This window comes from Streptomyces catenulae (assembly GCF_000718015.1).
GTDB lineage: Bacteria > Actinomycetota > Actinomycetes > Streptomycetales > Streptomycetaceae > Streptomyces > Streptomyces catenulae.
This window is the reverse complement of sequence record NZ_JODY01000018.1, coordinates 76,066-94,520: the sequence shown is the minus strand read 5'-3', so window position 1 is coordinate 94,520 and position 18,455 is coordinate 76,066. Positions and strand designations below refer to the sequence as shown.

Annotated in this window: 16 protein-coding genes; 11 read left to right on the top strand and 5 right to left on the bottom strand. The window is 73.7% G+C overall.

Annotated elements, in window-relative coordinates; all coding sequences use genetic code 11:
- Nucleotides 1-8 precede the first annotated feature (8 nt).
- From IF23_RS0117675 to IF23_RS0117660, 4 genes are all read left to right on the top strand, one after another.
- On the top strand, nucleotides 9-1,598 hold the full coding sequence (locus IF23_RS0117675; protein ID WP_030284748.1) for an acyl-CoA carboxylase subunit beta: 1,590 nt from the start codon (nucleotides 9-11) through the stop codon (nucleotides 1,596-1,598).
- Nucleotides 1,599-1,630: 32 nt separating this feature from the next.
- A complete protein-coding gene (locus tag IF23_RS0117670; protein ID WP_030284747.1) occupies nucleotides 1,631-1,837 on the top strand; it encodes an acyl-CoA carboxylase subunit epsilon in 207 nt (68 codons plus the stop codon).
- 142 nt (nucleotides 1,838-1,979) lie between these two features.
- A complete protein-coding gene (mmpB, locus tag IF23_RS35420) occupies nucleotides 1,980-2,108 on the top strand; it encodes a morphogenic membrane protein MmpB (RefSeq protein ID WP_281179978.1) in 129 nt (42 codons plus the stop codon).
- 139 nt (nucleotides 2,109-2,247) lie between these two features.
- A complete protein-coding gene (locus IF23_RS0117660; protein WP_030284744.1) occupies nucleotides 2,248-2,859 on the top strand; it encodes a Maf family protein in 612 nt (203 codons plus the stop codon).
- Nucleotides 2,860-2,933: 74 nt separating this feature from the next.
- Here the strand turns inward: IF23_RS0117660 and IF23_RS0117655 are convergent, their stop codons facing one another.
- Complete coding sequence (locus IF23_RS0117655) at nucleotides 2,934-3,386, bottom strand: hypothetical protein (protein WP_245655013.1); 453 nt, start codon at nucleotides 3,384-3,386, stop codon at nucleotides 2,934-2,936.
- A 493-nt stretch (nucleotides 3,387-3,879) separates the two neighbouring features.
- Here IF23_RS0117655 and IF23_RS0117650 point away from each other — a divergent pair, with 493 nt between their 5' ends.
- On the top strand, nucleotides 3,880-5,649 hold the full coding sequence (locus IF23_RS0117650) for an acetyl/propionyl/methylcrotonyl-CoA carboxylase subunit alpha (protein ID WP_030284740.1): 1,770 nt from the start codon (nucleotides 3,880-3,882) through the stop codon (nucleotides 5,647-5,649).
- A gap of 118 nt (nucleotides 5,650-5,767) precedes the next feature.
- On the opposite strand, the gene IF23_RS0117645 is transcribed toward IF23_RS0117650, so the two are convergent.
- Nucleotides 5,768-6,952: an alpha/beta hydrolase gene (locus IF23_RS0117645; RefSeq protein WP_030284738.1), complete on the bottom strand. Its 1,185-nt coding sequence runs from the start codon at nucleotides 6,950-6,952 to the stop codon at nucleotides 5,768-5,770.
- A 347-nt stretch (nucleotides 6,953-7,299) separates the two neighbouring features.
- On the opposite strand from IF23_RS0117645, the gene IF23_RS0117640 reads away from it, so the two are divergent.
- Together IF23_RS0117640 and helR are read left to right on the top strand one after the other, a co-directional pair.
- Nucleotides 7,300-7,929, top strand: coding sequence for a TetR/AcrR family transcriptional regulator (locus IF23_RS0117640; RefSeq protein ID WP_051739667.1), 630 nt, complete (start codon nucleotides 7,300-7,302; stop codon nucleotides 7,927-7,929).
- Between the two features lie 412 nt (nucleotides 7,930-8,341).
- Nucleotides 8,342-10,513, top strand: coding sequence for an RNA polymerase recycling motor ATPase HelR (gene helR, locus IF23_RS0117635; RefSeq protein WP_030284734.1), 2,172 nt, complete (start codon nucleotides 8,342-8,344; stop codon nucleotides 10,511-10,513).
- A 59-nt stretch (nucleotides 10,514-10,572) separates the two neighbouring features.
- Here helR and IF23_RS0117630 read toward each other — a convergent pair whose 3' ends face one another.
- Both IF23_RS0117630 and IF23_RS0117625 read right to left on the bottom strand, forming a co-directional pair.
- Nucleotides 10,573-11,532, bottom strand: a complete 960-nt coding sequence (locus IF23_RS0117630; protein WP_078654051.1) for a DeoR/GlpR family DNA-binding transcription regulator — start codon at nucleotides 11,530-11,532, stop codon at nucleotides 10,573-10,575.
- A 236-nt stretch (nucleotides 11,533-11,768) separates the two neighbouring features.
- Entirely contained in the window at nucleotides 11,769-13,214 is a 1,446-nt protein-coding gene (locus tag IF23_RS0117625; RefSeq protein WP_030284730.1) for an NAD(P)H-quinone dehydrogenase, read from the bottom strand.
- Nucleotides 13,215-13,328: 114 nt separating this feature from the next.
- Here IF23_RS0117625 and IF23_RS0117620 point away from each other — a divergent pair, with 114 nt between their 5' ends.
- The 3 genes from IF23_RS0117620 to IF23_RS0117610 all read left to right on the top strand — a co-directional run bounded on the left by IF23_RS0117620 (nucleotide 13,329) and on the right by IF23_RS0117610 (nucleotide 16,551).
- The gene (locus IF23_RS0117620) at nucleotides 13,329-13,766 is read left to right on the top strand and encodes a gamma-glutamylcyclotransferase family protein (protein ID WP_030284728.1); all 438 of its coding nucleotides are present in this window, start codon (nucleotides 13,329-13,331) and stop codon (nucleotides 13,764-13,766) included.
- A gap of 128 nt (nucleotides 13,767-13,894) precedes the next feature.
- Nucleotides 13,895-14,716: a purine-nucleoside phosphorylase gene (locus tag IF23_RS0117615; RefSeq protein WP_030284726.1), complete on the top strand. Its 822-nt coding sequence runs from the start codon at nucleotides 13,895-13,897 to the stop codon at nucleotides 14,714-14,716.
- A 155-nt stretch (nucleotides 14,717-14,871) separates the two neighbouring features.
- Nucleotides 14,872-16,551, top strand: coding sequence for a phospho-sugar mutase (locus IF23_RS0117610; protein ID WP_030284724.1), 1,680 nt, complete (start codon nucleotides 14,872-14,874; stop codon nucleotides 16,549-16,551).
- Between the two features lie 89 nt (nucleotides 16,552-16,640).
- Here IF23_RS0117610 and IF23_RS0117605 read toward each other — a convergent pair whose 3' ends face one another.
- Complete coding sequence (locus IF23_RS0117605) at nucleotides 16,641-17,261, bottom strand: PH domain-containing protein (RefSeq protein ID WP_030284722.1); 621 nt, start codon at nucleotides 17,259-17,261, stop codon at nucleotides 16,641-16,643.
- Between the two features lie 195 nt (nucleotides 17,262-17,456).
- Between IF23_RS0117605 and deoC the strand changes: the two genes are divergently transcribed.
- Nucleotides 17,457-18,452, top strand: a complete 996-nt coding sequence (gene deoC, locus IF23_RS0117600) for a deoxyribose-phosphate aldolase (protein ID WP_030284720.1) — start codon at nucleotides 17,457-17,459, stop codon at nucleotides 18,450-18,452.
- The last annotated feature ends 3 nt before the right edge of the window (nucleotides 18,453-18,455 follow it).

The following is an 18,455-nucleotide window of genomic DNA, read 5'->3' as shown; positions in this document are numbered from 1 at the left end:
GCATCCCGATGTCCGAGCCGGAAGCACACCTCACCACCACCGCGGGCAAACTGGCGGATTTGCAGCGGCGGATCGACGAAGCCACGCATGCCGGTTCCGCCCGCGCGGTGGAAAAGCAGCACGCGAAGGGCAAGTTGACCGCGCGTGAGCGGATCGATCTCCTCCTCGACGAGGGCTCGTTCGTCGAACTCGACGAGTTCGCCCGGCACCGCTCGACCAATTTCGGACTGGCGAAGACCCGCCCGTACGGCGACGGCGTGGTCACCGGCTACGGCACGGTCGACGGCCGTCCGGTCGCGGTGTTCTCGCAGGACTTCACGGTCTTCGGCGGTGCGCTCGGCGGGGTCTTCGGCGAGAAGATCGTCAAGGTGATGGACTTCGCGCTGAAGAACGGCTGCCCGGTCATCGGCATCAACGACTCCGGCGGCGCGCGCATCCAGGAGGGCGTGGTCTCGCTCGGGATGTACGGCGAGATCTTCCGCCGCAACACCCACGCCTCCGGTGTGATCCCGCAGATCTCGCTGGTCGTCGGACCGTGCGCGGGCGGTGCGGTCTACTCCCCCGCGATCACCGACTTCACGGTGATGGTCGATCAGACCTCGCACATGTTCATCACCGGCCCGGACGTCATCAAGACCGTCACCGGCGAGGACGTCGGCTTCGAGGAGCTGGGCGGCGCCCGCACCCACAACGCGACCTCCGGCGTCGCGCACCACATGGCGACCGACGAGAAGGACGCCGTCGAGTACGTCAAGGCGCTGCTGTCGTACCTGCCGTCCAACAACCTCTCCGAGCCGCCCGTCTTCCCCGAGGAGGCGGACCTGGAGACGTCGGACCACGACCGGGAACTGGACACGCTGATCCCGGACTCGGCGAACCAGCCGTACGACATGGTCACCGCGATCGAGCACATCCTGGACGACGGGGAGTTCCTGGAGGTCCAGTCGCTGTACGCGCCGAACATCCTCACCGGCTACGGCCGGGTCGAGGGCCACTCGGTGGGCATCGTCGCCAACCAGCCGATGCAGTTCGCCGGCACCCTCGACATCAAGGCGTCCGAGAAGGCCGCCCGCTTCGTGCGGACCTGCGACGCGTACAACATCCCCGTCCTGACCTTCGTGGACGTGCCCGGCTTCCTGCCCGGCGCCGACCAGGAGTGGGACGGCATCATCCGCCGCGGCGCCAAGCTGATCTACGCCTACGCGGAGGCGACGGTCCCGCTGATCACCGTCATCACCCGCAAGGCGTTCGGCGGCGCGTACGACGTCATGGGCTCCAAGCACCTGGGCGCCGACCTCAACCTCGCCTGGCCGACCGCGCAGATCGCCGTCATGGGCGCCCAGGGCGCGGTCAACGTCCTGCACCGCCGCACCCTCGCCGCCATCGAGGACCCCGAGGCCCAGGACGCCCGCCGCCGGGAGCTGATCCAGGAGTACGAGGACGCGCTGCTCAACCCGTACGTGGCGGCCGAGCGCGGCTACGTCGACGCGGTGATCATGCCGTCCGAGACGCGGCGCCACATCGTCCGCGGGCTGCGCGCCCTGCGCAACAAGCGCGAGGCGCTGCCCCCCAAGAAGCACGGCAACATCCCGCTGTAGCCCGCGCGTCACCGTCGCAGGAGGTCGAGCCCATGATCAAGGTCGTACGGGGCAACCCCACGCCCGAGGAGTTGGCCGCCGCGCTCGCGGTGGTGCAGGTCCGCGCCGCCGCCGCGGAGAGCGCCGAGCCGGACGCGGCGCCGGTCTCGGAGTGGTCCGATCCGGCGGCGCGCATCCCGTCCCGCCGGACCCCGCAGCCGGGACCGCGCGCCTGGCGCACCAGCTACTGGCCGCGCTGAACCGGCCCCTCGCGGCGGTATGTGAAGTACCTCGCACACACGGCGTTCGCCCCGCTCGTCCGGGTGCGGGCGATCCGTGCGCAAGGGCGCCTGAGTACGCGTACTCAGGCGCCCGGGGCGTCGCGGGCGCAGGATCGGAACCATGCTGTGGTCAGATCCGCCCGACGAGCCTCCCGAGGAGCTGCGCCATGCGCAGAAACGGCTCCGTCGGCTGGGTCTGGTGATGGCGGTGGCCTCGATGCTGACCATGGTGTTGTTGGCCGGGCGCTGACGTGTAATCGTTCCCGCCGCGCCTCCCGGGACCGCTCCACCACCCAGGACGCCGCCGGACCGCGGACGGTTCCCCGCCCGGCCCCGGCGGTTGTCCACAGGCCCGCCGCGCCGCTCCGGCGCTCCGTACGATGGCGGGCATGACCGAAGAGCCCCGCCCCCGCCGTCTCGTCCTCGCCTCCCAGTCGCCCGCGCGTCTGGGCCTGCTCCGTCAGGCCGGACTGGCCCCCGAGGTGATCGTCAGCGGGGTCGACGAGGACGCCCTCACCGCGCCCACCCCCGGCGAGCTGGCCCGTGTGCTGGCCGAGGCCAAGGCCACCGCGGTCGCCGCGCGCCCGGAGGCCGCCGGGGCGCTCGTCATAGGCTGCGACTCCGTCCTGGAGCTGGACGGCCGGGCGCTGGGCAAGCCGGTCGACGCCGAGGACGCCACCGCCCGCTGGAAGTCGATGCGCGGGCGCTCCGGCGTACTGCGGACCGGCCACTGCGTCATCGACACCGCGAGCGGTCGCCGCACCTCCGCCACCGCCTCGACCACGGTCCGCTTCGGCGAGCCGGACGACGCCGAGATCGCCGCCTACGTCGCCAGCGGCGAACCGCTCCATGTCGCCGGTGCCTTCACCCTCGACGGCCGCTCGGCCCCGTTCATCGACGGCATCGACGGCGACCCCGGCAACGTCATCGGCCTCTCCCTCCCGCTCCTGCGCCGCCTCCTGGCGGAGCTGGACGTCCGCGTCACGGACCTCTGGGCATGAGCGGGACTCAGGCTTAGCGGGGCCGCGGCCCGCCGCCCCGCGGGCTCACGCCGTGGCGTGAGGGCCCGCCGGGCTCACGCCGACGTGGGCGCCGCCGGGGCCGGGTCGCCGGGCTCGGCCGCGTCCGGGGCGGCGGGCCGCTCCTCGTACGCCACCAGCGTCAGCACCAGCAGCGCCAGGACGACCATGAGCGCGGCGAAGGCGGGCCAGCCGACCATGCCGACGGAGAAGGCGCCGAGCACCGCGTGCACCACCACGCAGGCGATCAGCGCGATCCGGGCGAGGAGGCCGGGCGGGCGGTCGCGGAGGGCGGTGCGCAGCAGCACGGCGGCGCAGACCAGGAGGTAGAGCGCGGCGAGGACACCGGCGACGAGGGCGCCCGTGGTCATCGCGCCGGGCTCCAGCCCCGCCAGGGACATCTGCTGCCGGTCGACGACGATGCTCAGGATCCAGTTCAGCAGGACGATGCCGCCCGCCTCCAGGATCAGCACCACGGCCGCCACCACCGCCACCGGTCTCCGCGCCACCGCCGCCACCTGCTTCCGTCCGAACCGAGCCGCCCTTACCGACGGGGCGTACGCCCGCCGTCGTGCGCCCGCGCGCCGCGGGCCGTGCCGTGTTACCGCGAGTACAGAAGACAGCGCGCACGCTACTAACGGGTAATGGCCGGGGCAAGAGGTGTGCGCGCTCCGGACGGCGGCGGCCGACGCGCCGTACGGGCCGTCGCGGGCGCTGCGCCGGGCGCAAACTTTCCTTCGCCCATTCGTAGGGACTCCACAAAGAATTGACGCTCCGCCGCGCGTGGCGGCGCAGAGACCTAGACCACACGGAGGAGCCCGTCCGCCGCCGGGAAACCGGGCCTACCCTGGGCTGTCAGGGGGCTTCGCACCCTCACTGGCGCCCGTGCCACGCTCCGTGTGGGGAACGTCACCTCGGGGAACGGGTCGGCATGCGGTGTCGCCAGTCCCTAAACTCGCTGCGTTCAGTGTGTTGCGGCGTAGCGCCAAGGAAGGACCCATCGTGCGCAAGGTGCTCATCGCCAACCGTGGCGAAATCGCTGTCCGCGTAGCCCGTGCATGCCGGGATGCCGGAATCGGGAGTGTGGCGGTCTACGCCGACCCCGACCGGGATGCCCTGCACGTCCGCGCGGCCGACGAGGCCTACGCCCTGGGCGGTGACACCCCGGCCACCAGCTACCTCGACATCACCAAGGTCCTCCAGGCCGCCAAGGACTCCGGCGCGGACGCCATCCACCCCGGCTACGGCTTCCTCTCCGAGAACGCCGAATTCGCCCAGGCCGTCCTCGACGCCGGACTGACCTGGATCGGCCCGCCCCCGCACGCCATCCGCGACCTCGGCGACAAGGTCGCCGCCCGCCACATCGCCCAACGCGCGGGCGCCCCCCTCGTCGCCGGCACCCCCGACCCCGTCTCCGGCGCGGACGAGGTCGTCGCCTTCGCCAAGGAAAACGGCCTGCCCATCGCCATCAAGGCAGCCTTCGGCGGCGGCGGCCGCGGCCTCAAGGTCGCCCGCACCCTCGAAGAGGTCCCGGAGCTGTACGACTCCGCCGTCCGCGAGGCCGTCGCCGCCTTCGGCCGCGGCGAATGCTTCGTCGAGCGCTACCTCGACCGCCCCCGCCACGTCGAAACCCAGTGCCTGGCCGACAAGCACGGCAACGTCGTCGTCGTCTCCACCCGCGACTGCTCCCTCCAGCGCCGCCACCAAAAGCTCGTCGAGGAGGCCCCGGCGCCGTTCCTGAGCGACGAGCAGAACGCCGAGCTCTACCGCGCCTCCAAGGCCATCCTCAAGGAAGCCGGCTACGAAGGCGCCGGCACCTGCGAATTCCTCGTCGGCCAGGACGGCACCATCTCCTTCCTCGAGGTCAACACCCGCCTCCAGGTCGAACACCCCGTCACCGAAGAGGTCAGCGGCCTCGACCTCGTCCGCGAGATGTTCCGCATCGCCGACGGCGAAGAACTCGGCTACGACGACCCCGCCCTGCGCGGCCACTCCTTCGAATTCCGCATCAACGGCGAAGACCCCGGCCGCAACTTCCTCCCCGCCCCCGGCACCGTCACCACCTTCGAGGCGCCCTCCGGCCCCGGCGTCCGCCTCGACGCGGGTGTGGAGTCCGGCAGCGTCATCGGCCCGGCCTGGGACTCCCTGCTCGCCAAGCTGATCGTCACCGGCGCCACCCGCGAACAGGCCCTCCAGCGCGCCGCCCGCGCCCTCGACGAATTCACCGTCGACGGCATGGCCACCGCCCTCACCTTCCACCGCGTCGTCGTCAAGGACCCGGCCTTCGCCCCCGAACTGACCGGCTCCACCGACCCGTTCACCGTCCACACCCGCTGGATCGAGACGGAGTTCGTCAACAACATCCCGCCCTTCGCCGCCACCGGCAGCGACGAAGCGGAAGCCGACGCCCGCGAGACGGTCGTCGTCGAGGTCGGCGGCAAGCGCCTGGAGGTCTCGCTGCCCTCCTCGCTCGGCATGCCGCTGGCCCGCGCCGCGGTCGCCGGAGGCGCCAAGCCCAAGCGCAAGGCCTCCAAGAAGTCCGGCTCCGCCGCCTCCGGCGACACCCTCGCCTCCCCCATGCAGGGCACCATCGTCAAGGTCGCCGTCGAGGAGGGCCAGACCGTCGCCGAGGGCGAGCTGGTCGTCGTCCTGGAGGCGATGAAGATGGAACAGCCCATCAACGCCCACCGCGCGGGCACCGTCAAGGGCCTGACCGCCGAGGTCGGCGCCGCCCTCACCTCCGGCGCCGTCATCTGCGAGATCAAGGACTGACGTCCGGCCGTACGCGACGGAAGGCCCCGGCACGCCTGTGCCGGGGCCTTCCGCGTATCCGGGGCGCGCCCGGCCGCCGGGGGCGCGCAGGCGAGGTCCGCGCGCCCCGGCCCGCCCGTTACGACGCCCCGACCACGTCCTCCGGGAACGTCAGCTCCTTGCTCATCCAGCGCAGTGCGGCGGGCAGTTCGCGGCGCCAGGTGGCGAAGTTGTGGCTGCCCTGGTCGAGCAGGACGGTGTCCGCCCGCATCGGCGGCCGGACGGCGGCCAGGAACTCCCGGGCCGCCGGGTAGTTCTTCTCGCCGTGGCGGCTGGTCCCGATCAGCACCGACACCCGCGGCGGCGGCAGATGGCGCAGCCGCCACAGCAGATCGTGCTCCTCGCGGCGGCGCACCCGGTCGCGTCCGCCGCCGAACAGATCGCCGGTGGTCGGGTCGGGGGTGACCTTGTAGTCCGGGGAGAGCGCCGCCGCCGCGGTGTACGTACCGGGGTGGCGCATGGCGAGTTGGAGGGCGCAGCTGCCGCCGGAGGAGTAGCCGAGGACGCCCCAGCCGCCGGGGTCGTGGCCGACCCGGTAGTGGGAGCGCAGCGCCTCCGGTACGTCCTTCGCGAAGAACGTCTCGGCCTGCGGGCCACCGGGTACGTCGACGCACTGGGTGTCCCGGGGCGGGGCGACGGTCGGCCGCAGCATCACGATGACGGTGGGCTGCAGCTGCCCGGAGCGGAGCAGCGCCGCCGCGGTCTGGGGCAGCCGCAGATGCTGCCCCAGCAGGTAGATGCCGCCCGGGTAGCCGCTGAGCGCCACGACGACGGGGAATCGCTGGCGGGCGTAGGCGTCCTGGAAGTACTGCGGCGGCAGATAGACGTACGCCGGGTCGACCAGCCGGGTCCGCCTGCCGACGATGCGTACGGTCTCGACCTTGCCGTGGAGGGCGGGCGGTCCCTGGGGCAGACCGTGGACCTTGTCGAGCCCTTCCGGGCCGGACGGCTGGACGAGGCCCTGCGACGGGTCCCCGGCGGGGCCGACGCCCGTGGCGCCGCCCCATTTGGCGACCGCGCCGGGGGCGTCGTCGTAGAGGCCGAGGAGTTCGTGCCAGGAGCCGTAGAACTGGAAGTTGGCGTTGACCGCGAGGGCGAGGGCCGCGAGCAGGGCGAGCTGGGTGGCGAGGAGGGAGCCGAGTCGGCCGAGCAGCGCCCGTGGGCCGCGCCCGGCGAAGCGCGGCCAGAGTCGGCAGGTCAGCGCGACCGCGGCCAGCGCGGCCAGGACGGTGGCGTAGAGCAGCGGGCGGCTGGTGAGCCCCATGACGTCTTCCCCGGGTCTGGTGGCGCCGCAGGGGCGCGCGCCCGTGCCGGCTCCTCGGTGTACCGGCGCCCGGGGCACGCACCGCCCGGAACACCTCTTCGCGCCAGGTTTGATGACCTTTGGGGGCGCGGCGTTGCGGCGTCCCGGGGTGTTGGGCGAGGTGTCGCCGGGCGGCCACCGGGGATTGGGGCGCGGGACGCCGCCCGTCCACCGGCGGGCCCGGGGGCGCCCGTCAGGGGCGTGTGCAGCGACCCCGTGCGCCCCCGGGTGGGCGGCCCGGAGGGGCCCCGGTCAGTGGCATCCTGGAGCCACCGGGCCGGGACCGGCCGGGGTGAGGAAGGACGGCGATGGCGACCGAGACGGCAGGGCGGCGGAGCGAGGCGGCGGGCGGCGCGGCGCGCACCCCGCGCCCCATGCGGGCCGATGCCCGGCGCAACTACGAGCGGCTGCTGGCCGCGGCCCGTACCGCCTTCATCGAGCACGGCACGGACACCTCGCTGGAGGAGATCGCCCGCCGCGCCGGGGTCGGCATCGGCACCCTCTACCGGCACTTCCCGCACCGTACGTCGCTGATGGGCGCGGTCTTCCAGAGCGAGGTGGACGCGCTGCTGGCGCAGGCGCGGGAGCTGGCGGACGCACCGCAGCCGTGCCGGGCACTGGTCGAGTGGCTGCGCGCGATCATCACCCACGCCGGGACGTACCGGGGTCTGTCGCGGGCGCTGATGACGGCGACGGCGGACGAGAGTTCCGGGATGGCGCGGTGCAGCGTGCCGATGCGGGAGGCGGGCGGTGCCCTGCTGGCCCGCGCGCAGCGCGCCGGTGCGGTCCGTCCGGACGTCACCATCGGGGATCTGATGCAGCTGACGAACGGCATCGCGCTGGCCGCCGAGGAGTCCCCGGACGATCCGCGTCTCGCCGACCGTCTGCTGACCCTCACCCTGACCGGCCTGAAGGCGGACCGCCCCGCGGAAGGGTGACGCCCGCGGCCGGGGGCGGCGTACGCGCCGACGGCGAGGTGCCCAACGGGGCCGCGGAGAAGAAGAGTTCAAGGGGTGGCGCGGCGCTCCGGGCCCGTACGCCCGGGCGGTCGCCCGGCGAGGCGATCGGATCCGCAGGTCGGGCGAGTGCGATCCGCCCCCTCCCTTTACAACGTATAACGCACAGGGGGCCTTGCGGCAAGGCCCCCCTCGTACCGCAGAATCGCAGGCCGTTGGCGGATCCTGCGGGATTGAGAGATTCACGAGGTGTGTGTGGTGTTGTCGGTTCATGGGCCGGGCGGTGGTGGCGTCGCGCCGCGGAGCGGGACCGCGCCGTCCCCGCGGCGACCGGGTCGGCGGGGGTGCGCACCGGCCGCACCGGTGTCCGCGGCCCCGGATCGGAGCCGCTGAGATGACCTCCCCGACCACCGGCGCGTTCGCGCTGCCCGAACGGCTCGCCGCCAAGGCCGACCCGGCGCTGATCGACGGCGACGAACGGCACTTCGCCGCCGTCGCCGCGACGCTGGAGGAGACGATCGCCGAACTCTCCGACCGGCTCGACGAGGTACGGCGGGCCCCCGGCGGCCTCGGCCGGGCCGCGATGGACCGGGACACCGAGGTCCACCGGCTCACCGGCCGCCTGCGCACCCTGCGCCGCTTCGGCCTGGACCTCTGCCTGGGCCACATCGTGCACGAGGGCGCCCCCGAGCCGGTCTACATCGGCCGCCTCGGCCTCACCGACGGCGACGGCCGCCGCCTCCTGGTCGACTGGCGCTCCCCCGCCGCCGCGCCCTTCTTCGCCGCCACCCACGCCGACCCGATGGGCCTGACGCGCCGCCGCCGCTACCGCTGGAACCACGGCCGGATCGGCGACTACTGGGACGAGGTGTTCACCGCGGACGGCCTCGAAGGTCACGCCGCGCTGGACGACCAGTCCGCCTTCATCGCCAGCCTGGGCGCGGGCCGCTCGGAGCGGATGCGCGACGTCCTCACCACCATCCAGGCCGATCAGCACGCCGTCATCCGGGCCGGTTCGCGCGGTGCGCTCGTCGTCGACGGCGGCCCCGGCACGGGCAAGACCGTGGTGGCCCTGCACCGCGCCGCCCACCTCCTCCACTCCGACCCCCGGCTGGGCCACCGCCGCGGCGGCGTCCTCTTCGTCGGCCCCAGCCGCCCCTATCTCGCGTACGTCGCCGACGTCCTGCCCAGCCTCGGCGAGGAGGGCGTCCAGACGTGCACCGTGCGCGATCTCGTCGCCGAGGGGGCGCGGGCGGTGCCCGAGGCCGATCCGGAGGTGGCCCGGCTGAAGGCGTCCGCGGACATGGTGCGGGCCGTCGAACCGGCCGTCGCCCTCTACGAGGAGCCGCCCACCGAGGGCATGACGGTCAAGACGCACTGGTCGGAGGTGTGGCTGAGCCCCACCGACTGGGCCGTCGCGTTCGCCGCCGTCGAGCCGGGCACCCCGCACAACGAGGCCCGCGACCAGATCCTGGAGGAGTTGCTCACCCTGCTGGCGGAGAAGCACGGCACGGAGGGCGACGGCCTCTCCCCCGAGCTGCTGCGCCGCTCGCTGCTGCGCAACCGTGAGCTGATCACCGCCCTGCACCGCGCCTGGCCGACGCTGGAGCCGACCGACCTGATCGGGGACCTCTGGTCGGTCCCCGCCTATCTGCGCCGCTGCGCGCCCTGGCTCGACCGGGACGGGATACGCCGCCTCCAGCGCGCCGACGCCCACGCCTGGACCGTCTCCGACCTGCCGCTCCTCGATGCGGCGCGGCAGCGGCTCGGCGACCCGGAGGCGTACCGCCGCAAGCGCCGCCACGCGGCCGCCGTCGCCGCCGAACGCGCCCGCCGGGCCACCGTCATCGAGGGCATCCTGCGGGCGGACGACGACGGCGAGGGCGCCGTGACGATGCTGCACGGCCAGGACCTCCAGGACACCCTGATCGGCGAAGCCGGGCAGCCGACCGCCGAACCGGATCTGCTCGCCGGTCCGTTCGCCCATGTCGTCGTGGACGAGGCGCAGGAGCTGACGGACGCCGAGTGGCAGATGCTGATCCTGCGCTGCCCCTCGCGCAGCTTCACCGTCGTCGGCGACCGCGCGCAGGCCCGGCACGGCTTCACCGAGAGCTGGCGGGAGCGGCTGGCGCGGGTCGGGCTCGACCGGGCCACGGTGGCGTCCCTGGGCATCAACTACCGCACACCGCAGGAGGTGATGGACGAGGCGGAGCCGGCCATCCGCGCCGCGCTGCCGGACGCGAACGTGCCGACGTCCATCCGCCGCGGCGGCATCCCCGTCACCCGTGCGTCCGTCGCGGAGCGGGACGCGATCCTCGACGCCTGGCTGGCCGCGCACGACGACGGGACGGTCTGTGTCATCGGGGTCGGGGACGGCGCCGGGGCGGAGGCGGTCCGCGGGCGGCCCCGGGTCCGGGCGCTGACGCCGGAGCTGTCGAAGGGCCTCGAATTCGATCTGGTCGTCCTCGTCGACCCGGAGTCGTTCGGGACGGGCATCGCGGGCGCCGTCGACCGCTATGTCGCGATGACCCGGGCGACCCGGCAGCTGGTGGTCCTCACCCCGTGACCCCGGCGTACTGAGACCTCCCGGGGCCCCGCGGACGTGCCGCCGGGCCCCGGGACGTCTCAGCGGCGGCGGGGGGCGAGATCGGCGACGCGGGGGGCGTCGCCCAGGGAGGCGGAGCGGAGCGGAGCGGCCGCGCCGCCGGGCGGGTGGTTGCGGCGCTGGCCCGGGAGCGGCACCTCCCGGCGGTGGCCGCGCCGGTCGGCGGCGCCGTCCGCGGTGGCGGGGGTGGCACCGGCGGCGCTGCCCGTCACCGCGATCTGTACGCCCTGGTCGGCGAGGGCCTGCAACTCCGTCGCGGCGCGGTCGTCGTGGGCCGGGGGCTCGTCGGTGACCAGCCGGGTGATGAGGTCCGTCGGGACGGTCTGGAACATCGTGTCGGCGCCGAGCTTGGTGTGGTCGGCGAGGACCACCACCTCGCCCGCCGCCTGGACGAGGGCCCGGTCGACGCTGGCGGCGAGCATGTTGGACGTGGACAGCCCGCGCTCGGCGGTCAGCCCGCTGCCCGACAGGAAGGCGCGCGACACCCGCAGCCCCTGGAGCGACTGCTCGGCACCGCTGCCCACCAGCGCGTAGTTGGAGCCCCGCAGCGTCCCGCCGGTCATCACGACCTCGACGCGGTTGGCATGGGCCAACGCCTGGGCGACCAGCAGGGAGTTGGTGACGACGGTCAGTCCGGGCACCCGGGCGAGCCGACGGGCCAGCTCCTGGGTGGTGGTGCCGGCTCCGACGACGATGGCCTCCCCCTCCTCCACGAAGCCCGCGGCGAGATCGGCGATGGCCGTCTTCTCCGCGGTCGAGAGATGGGATTTCTGGGGCAGACCGGATTCCCGGGCGAGACCGCCCGGGAGGACCGCTCCGCCGTGTCGGCGGTCGAGGAGCCCTTCCGCTTCCAGCGCGCGTACGTCCCGGCGTACGGTCACTTCGGAGGTCTGGACGACACGGGCGAGCTCCCGGAGCGACACCGCTCCGTTGGCCCGCACCATTTCAAGGATCAATTGGCGACGTTCTGCAGCGAACACGAAACTGACAGTAACGCCAACGACCGTCTGTTTTCAGCAGGTTGCACCAATTAACGGAAATTGTGCACGCCGCGGGTGACCGAGTGGTATAGAAGGCTCCTACCCCGAACTCCCGCCCGGCCGCGGCGACATGATCGCTGGTCAGCGCCGGGCGCCCGGGATCCGGCCCCGGCGCCCCTCACCCGCCGCGCGCACCCGAGGCACAAACGTTCCAACCCGCGGCGCCCCGAAGGCGGCTACTCGTTCGCCGCCTTACGGGTGTGCAGCTGCCGCGCGACCTCGGCGAGCGAGCCGGAGAGCGACGGGTAGACCGTGAAGGCGCTGGCGATCTGCTCGACGGTGAGGTTGTTGTCGACCGCGAGCGAGATCGGGTGGATCAGTTCGCTGGCGCGCGGCGAGACCACCACACCGCCGACGACGATGCCGGTGCCCGGACGGCAGAAGATCTTCACGAAGCCGTCGCGGATGCCCTGCATCTTGGCGCGCGGGTTGCGCAGCAGCGGGAGCTTGACGACCCGGGCGTCGATCTTGCCCGCGTCGACGTCCGCCTGGGAGTAGCCGACGGTGGCGATCTCCGGGTCGGTGAAGACGTTCGCGGAGACGGTCCGGAGGTTCAGCGGCGTGACCGCGTCGCCGAGGAAGTGGTACATCGCGATGCGGCCCTGCATCGCGGCGACCGACGCCAGCGCGAAGACGCCGGTGCAGTCGCCCGCCGCGTAGACGCCGGGCGCGGAGGTGCGCGAGACCCGGTCGGTGTGGATGTGCCCGGACTCCTTCAGCAGGACCCCGGCCTCCTCCAGACCGATCCCGGCGGTGTTCGGGATGGAGCCGACGGCGACCAGGCAGTGGGTGCCGGAGATCGTCCGGCCGTCGGCGAGCGTGACCTCGACGCGGTCACCGGCGCGCTTGACGGCGGCGGCGCGGGAGCGGGCCATGACGTTCATCCCGCGGCGGCGGAAGACGTCCTCCAGGACGGCGGCGGCGTCCGGGTCCTCGCCGGGCAGCACCCGGTCGCGGGAGGAGACGAGCGTGACGCGGGAGCCGAGCGCCTGGTAGGCACCGGCGAACTCGGCGCCGGTGACACCGGAGCCGACGACGATCAGTTCCTCGGGCAGCTCGTCGAGGTCGTAGAGCTGCGTCCAGTTCAGGATGCGCTCGCCGTCGGGGAGGGCGTCCGGGATCTCGCGGGGGTGCGCGCCGGTGGCGATCAGCACCGCGTCGGCGATCAGCGTCTGCTCGGTGCCGTCGGCGGCGGTGACGGTGACCTTGCGGGAGCCGTCCGTGGCCTGCCCCGGCTCCAGCCGCCCGCGACCGCGCAGCACACGGGCACCGGCGCGGGTCACCGAGGCGGTGATGTCGTGCGACTGGGCGAGCGCGAGGCGCTTGACGCGGCGGTTGACCTTGCCGAGGTCGACGCCGACGACGCGGGCGGGCCGCTCCGGGTCGGGCGTGCCGTCCTCGACGATGATGCCCAGCTCCTGGTACGAGGAGTCGAAGGTCGTCATCACCTCGGCCGTCGCGATGAGAGTCTTCGACGGGACGCAGTCGGTCAGCACCGACGCCCCGCCCAGACCGTCGCAGTCGACGACGGTCACCTCCGCGCCGAGCGAGGCGCCCACCAGGGCCGCTTCGTATCCGCCGGGTCCGCCACCGATGATCACGATCCGAGTCACGCCCTCCATTGTCCCGCACGCCGCGCGGAGCTTCCCGGCGGGGTGCGGCGGGCGGCGGATTTCCCGGCTCCGGATCCTCCGTTCCCCAGGAGCGCGCGGGCCCGCCTCCCGTACCCTCGAACCATGTCGCTCTACGCCGCGTACGCCGGCAACCTCGACGCGCGGCTGATGTCCCGCCGCGCACCGCACTCCCCGCTGCGCGGCACCGGCTGGCTCAACGGCTGGCGGCTCACGTTCGGCGGCGAGCAGCTGGGCTGGGAGGGCGCCCTCGCCACCATCGTGGAGGCGCCGCGCTCCCAGGTCTTCGTCGCGCTCTACGACATCGCCCCCATGGACGAGGACTCCATGGACCGCTGGGAGGGCGTCGGCCTCGACATCTACCGCCGGATGCGGGTGCGGGTGCACACCCTCGACGGCGAGGAGCCCACCTGGCTCTACGTCCTCAACGGCTACGAGGGCGGGCTGCCGTCCGCCCGCTATCTGGGCGAGATCGCCGACGCCGCCGAGTCGGCGGGCGCCCCGCACGACTACGTCATGGAGCTGCGCAAGCGCCCCTGCTGAGGCGCCACGGCGGCGCGCCCCCGACCGGCCCGCCCCGACCGGCCCACGCGCCCCTTCCACCGGCCCCTTCCGGCCCCGTACGCAGCGGCATCTACGCGCGTAGGAGATTTCCCGCTACCCTCGTCCGCGTGAACGCATCTGTTACCACGGACCCCGCCCGCGACCCGCAGGCCGCCGCCGGGGACGCCGCCGCCCGCCTGCGCGAACTCACCGGCGCCGAGAGCCACGACGTCGCCCTGGTCATGGGCTCCGGCTGGGCCCCGGCCGCGGAGGCGCTGGGCGCGCCCGAGCACGAGTTCCCCGTCACCGAGCTGCCCGGCTTCCCGCCGCCCGCCGTCGAGGGCCACGGCGGCAAGATCCGCTCGTACCGCGTCGGTGACAAGCGCGCGCTGGTCTTCCTCGGCCGTACGCACTACTACGAGGGCCGCGGCGTGGCCGCCGTGGCGCATGGCGTGCGCACCGCCGTCGCCGCCGGGTGCAAGACGATCGTGCTCACCAACGGGTGCGGCGGTCTGCGCGACGGGATGCGTCCGGGTCAGCCGGTGCTCATCAGCGACCACCTGAACCTCACCGCCACCTCCCCGATCGCCGGTGCGAACTTCGTCGACCTGACGGACCTGTACTCGCCGCGGCTGCGCGCCCTGTGCAAGGAGGTCGACCCGACCCTGGAGGAGGGCGTCTACGCGCAGTTCCCCGGGCCGCACTACGAGACGCCCGCCGAGATCCGGATGATCCGCACGCTCGGCGCCGACCTGGTCGGTATGTCGACGGTGCTGGAGGCCATCGCCGCCCGTGAGGCGGGCGCCGAGGTGCTGGGTCTGTCCCTGGTGACCAACCTCGCCGCGGGCATGACCGGCGAGCCGCTCAACCACGAAGAGGTCCTGCAGGCCGGCCGCGACTCCGCGACCCGGATGGGCAGCCTGCTGGCCCAGGTGCTCGGCAAGCTCTGAGCCCGGTGGCCGGGGCGGGCGGCCGGTCCGGGGCGGACACCGCGCCCGGCCCCGCCCGCCCCGGCCCCGTACGCCACCCGGCGCCCGGCCCGTCCGGACGCCACCGGTCCCGTCCCGCGCATCCCCGCCCCACCCACCGTCGTCAGGAGCATCACGTGGCCACCGACCCCGCGGAGCTGATCCGTCTCGCCCAGACCTGGCTGGCCGAGGACCCCGACCCGCAGACCCGCGACGAGCTGTCCCGGCTGATCGACGCCGGTGACCTGACCGAGCTGGCCGACCGGTTCGCCGGGACGCTGCAGTTCGGCACCGCGGGGCTGCGCGGGGAGCTGGGCGCGGGGCCGATGCGGATGAACCGCGCGGTGGTCATCCGCGCCGCCGCCGGTCTCGCCGGGTACCTCAAGGGCCGCGGCGACGGCGACGGTCTCGTCGTCATCGGCTACGACGCCCGCCACATGAGCGCCGACTTCGCGCGCGACACGGCCGCCGTGATGGTCGGCGCGGGGCTGCGCGCCGCGGTGCTGCCGCGCCCGCTGCCCACGCCGGTCCTGGCGTTCGCGATCCGGCAGCTGGGCGCGGTCGCCGGTGTCGAGGTCACCGCCAGCCACAATCCGCCGCGCGACAACGGCTACAAGGTCTACCTCGGCGACGGCTCCCAGATCGTGCCGCCCGCCGACGGTGAGATCGCCGCCGAGATCGCCGCGGTCGGCCCGCTGCACGGCGTACCGCGCCCCGACTCCGGCTGGCAGACCCTCGGGGACGACGTCCTCGCCGCCTACCTGGAGCGCACCGACGCGGTCCTCACCCCGGGCTCGCCGCGCGATGCCCGGGTCGTCTACACCCCGATGCACGGCGTCGGCCGGGACACGCTGCTGGCGGCGTTCGCCCGCGCCGGGTTCCCCGCGCCGCTGGTCGTCGCGGAACAGGCCGAGCCGGACCCGGACTTCCCGACCGTCGCGTTCCCCAACCCGGAGGAGCCCGGCGCGATGGACCTGTCGTTCGCCACCGCCCGCGCCGCGGGCCCCGGCGTCGATATCGTCATCGCCAACGACCCGGATGCGGACCGCTGCGCGGTGGCCGTGCCCGCGCCCGGCACCGACGCGGGCTGGCGGATGCTCCGCGGCGACGAGGTCGGCGCACTCCTCGCCGCCCACCTCGTCAGCAAGCGGGCCACCGGCACCTTCGCCACCACCATCGTCTCCTCCTCCCTCCTCTCCCGGATCGCCGCCGCCTCGACGCTCCCGTACCAGGAGACGCTGACCGGCTTCAAGTGGCTGGCCCGGGTGGACGGCCTGCGGTACGCGTTCGAGGAGGCGCTGGGCTACTGCGTCGACCCCGAGGGCGTCCGCGACAAGGACGGCATCACCGCCGCCCTGCTGATCACCGAACTGGCCGCCGAGCTGAAGCGCTCCGGCCGGACCCTCACCGACCTGTTGGACGACCTCGCCGTCGAATACGGTCTGCACGCCACCGACCAGCTGTCGGTCCGCGTCGAGGACCTCTCCCTGATCGCGGACGCCATGCGCCGCCTGCGCGAGGCTCCCCCGGCCACGCTCGCCGGACTCCCGGTGTCCGAGGCCGAGGACCTGGCCCGCGGCACGGACACGCTGCCGCCCACCGACGGCCTGCGCTACACGCTCGCCGGTGCCGCGGACCGCGGTGTGTCGGCCGGTCGCGTCGTGGTCCGCCCGAGCGGCACCGAGCCGAAGATCAAGTGCTACCTGGAGGTCGTCCTGCCGGTCGCCTCGGCGGACGCGCTCCCGGCGGCGCGGGAACGGGCGGCGGAGGTCCTGGCCGAGCTGAAGAAGGACCTCTCGGCGGCGGCCGGGATCTGACAGCCGGGAGCCTTCACGCCTGCGGGCCTGTTCTCCGTCCACCGCGGTGGACGGAGAACAGGCCCGCAGTCGCGGAGCGGAGCGCGCTCCTACACCGCCAGCATCACCGCCAGCCCCACCACGCCCACCACGCAGGGGGCGATGATCCCGTAAGCCCACCGCACCACCGGCTCGCCGGACGCGCCCTCCCGGTGGGCCGCCTGCTCCTTGATCTCGCGCAGTTCGTCCATCGTCTGGTCGGCCATCGCGCGCGGGACCGGCGCGTCCCCGCCCAGACCGAAGCGGCGCGGGGCCGAGCCGCGTGCCGCCTGGCGTCCGGCCTTCTTGCGCTGGCGCAGGGAGACCGGGACCGCCCAGAGCTGGTACTTGTGGCCGCCGGTGGTGAAGACCTCGCAGGAGAAGGAGGCCCGGAGGTCCTCCACCGCGCCCCAGGGGAGCGTCAGGGTGCGGAACGGATTGCGGACCAGCAGCCGCTCCTCGCCCGCCTTCACCACGGGGCGCAGGGTGAACGCGGCCACCAGGGGCACGCCGAGCACCAGCGCGAAGAGCGCGGTCAGCTTGGTCTCCGGGGCGCCGCGGACCAAGGCGTCGCCGCCGAGCCAGAGGCCGAGGGCGATCAGCAGGGCGCCGCCGACCAGGCCCATGGGCGAGCGGTAGCTGCGCTCGGCGTATTTCTGCGGGGCCGTGCTGGCGGAATCCTGGCGCGTCATGCTGCCGATTCTGCCTGACCGTCCGGATGCCGGACATTGCGTTACGGCATCGGTCGGGCGGATCGCCGCGGCCGGGCCGACGGGGCGCGCGCCCGCGGCCCGTACGCCCGCGGCGCCCGCCACGCGCCCACCCGTCCGACCTTCCCCCGGGGGATGACAGGCTGCTACGCGCGTAGATATGCTCCCCTCGTGACCATGCCCACCACAGTTCCCGCATACGGCAAGGAAGCCGCGGGGCGGCTGGCGTCGATGGCGGACGTGACCGCCGACGACGGCGCGCTGCGCCGCTTCCTGCACGGCCTCCCCGGCGTCGACAAGGTCGGCCTCGAAGCCCGTGCCGCCGCCCTCGGTACCCGCTCGGTCAAGACGACGGCGAAGGCGTACGCCATCGACCTCGCCGTCTCGATGATCGACCTGACGACGCTCGAAGGAGCCGACACCCCCGGCAAGGTGCGGGCGCTGTGCGCCAAGGGCATCAACCCGGACCCCACCGACCGCACCGTCCCCAAGGTCGCCGCGATCTGCGTCTACCCGGACATGGTCGCGACGGCCAAGGAGGCGCTCGCCGGTTCCGGCATCCATGTCGCGTCCGTGGCGACCGCCTTCCCCGCCGGGCGCGCCGCACTGCCGGTCAAGCTGGCCGACGTCCGGGACGCGGTCGCCGCCGGTGCCGACGAGATCGACATGGTCATCGACCGCGGCGCGTTCCTCGCCGGTCGGTACCGCTCCGTCTTCGAGGAGATCAAGGCCGTCAAGGAGGCGTGCGCCCGGCCCGCCGGCGGCGCCGCCCACCTCAAGGTGATCTTCGAGACCGGTGAGCTGCAGACGTACGACAACGTCCGCCGGGTCTCCTGGCTCGCGATGCTCGCGGGCGCCGACTTCATCAAGACGTCGACCGGCAAGGTCTCCGTCAACGCCACCCCGCCGGTCACCCTCCTGATGCTGGAGGCGGTCCGCGACTTCCACGAGGCCACCGGCGTCCAGGTCGGTGTGAAGCCGGCCGGTGGCATCCGGACGACCAAGGACGCGATGAAGTACCTGGTCATGGTCAACGAGACGCTCGGTGGCCGCTGGCTGACCCCGGACTGGTTCCGGTTCGGCGCCTCCAGCCTCCTCAACGACCTGCTGATGCAGCGCCAGAAGCTCAGCACCGGCCGCTACTCCGGCCCCGACTACGTGACGGTGGACTGAGGC

Bases quoted from the DNA above. Each gene is read 5' to 3' on its own strand.
- IF23_RS0117675 (WP_030284748.1), top strand. From the start codon at position 9: ATGTCCGAGCCGGAAGCACACCTCACCACCACCGCGGGCAAACTGGCG.
- IF23_RS0117670 (WP_030284747.1), top strand. From the start codon at position 1,631: ATGATCAAGGTCGTACGGGGCAACCCCACGCCCGAGGAGTTGGCCGCC.
- mmpB (WP_281179978.1), top strand. From the start codon at position 1,980: ATGCTGTGGTCAGATCCGCCCGACGAGCCTCCCGAGGAGCTGCGCCAT.
- IF23_RS0117660 (WP_030284744.1), top strand. From the start codon at position 2,248: ATGACCGAAGAGCCCCGCCCCCGCCGTCTCGTCCTCGCCTCCCAGTCG.
- IF23_RS0117645 (WP_030284738.1), bottom strand. From the start codon at position 6,952: ATGGGGCTCACCAGCCGCCCGCTGCTCTACGCCACCGTCCTGGCCGCG.
- IF23_RS0117640 (WP_051739667.1), top strand. From the start codon at position 7,300: ATGGCGACCGAGACGGCAGGGCGGCGGAGCGAGGCGGCGGGCGGCGCG.
- helR (WP_030284734.1), top strand. From the start codon at position 8,342: ATGACCTCCCCGACCACCGGCGCGTTCGCGCTGCCCGAACGGCTCGCC.
- IF23_RS0117625 (WP_030284730.1), bottom strand. From the start codon at position 13,214: ATGGAGGGCGTGACTCGGATCGTGATCATCGGTGGCGGACCCGGCGGA.
- IF23_RS0117620 (WP_030284728.1), top strand. From the start codon at position 13,329: ATGTCGCTCTACGCCGCGTACGCCGGCAACCTCGACGCGCGGCTGATG.
- IF23_RS0117605 (WP_030284722.1), bottom strand. From the start codon at position 17,261: ATGACGCGCCAGGATTCCGCCAGCACGGCCCCGCAGAAATACGCCGAG.
- deoC (WP_030284720.1), top strand. From the start codon at position 17,457: ATGCCCACCACAGTTCCCGCATACGGCAAGGAAGCCGCGGGGCGGCTG.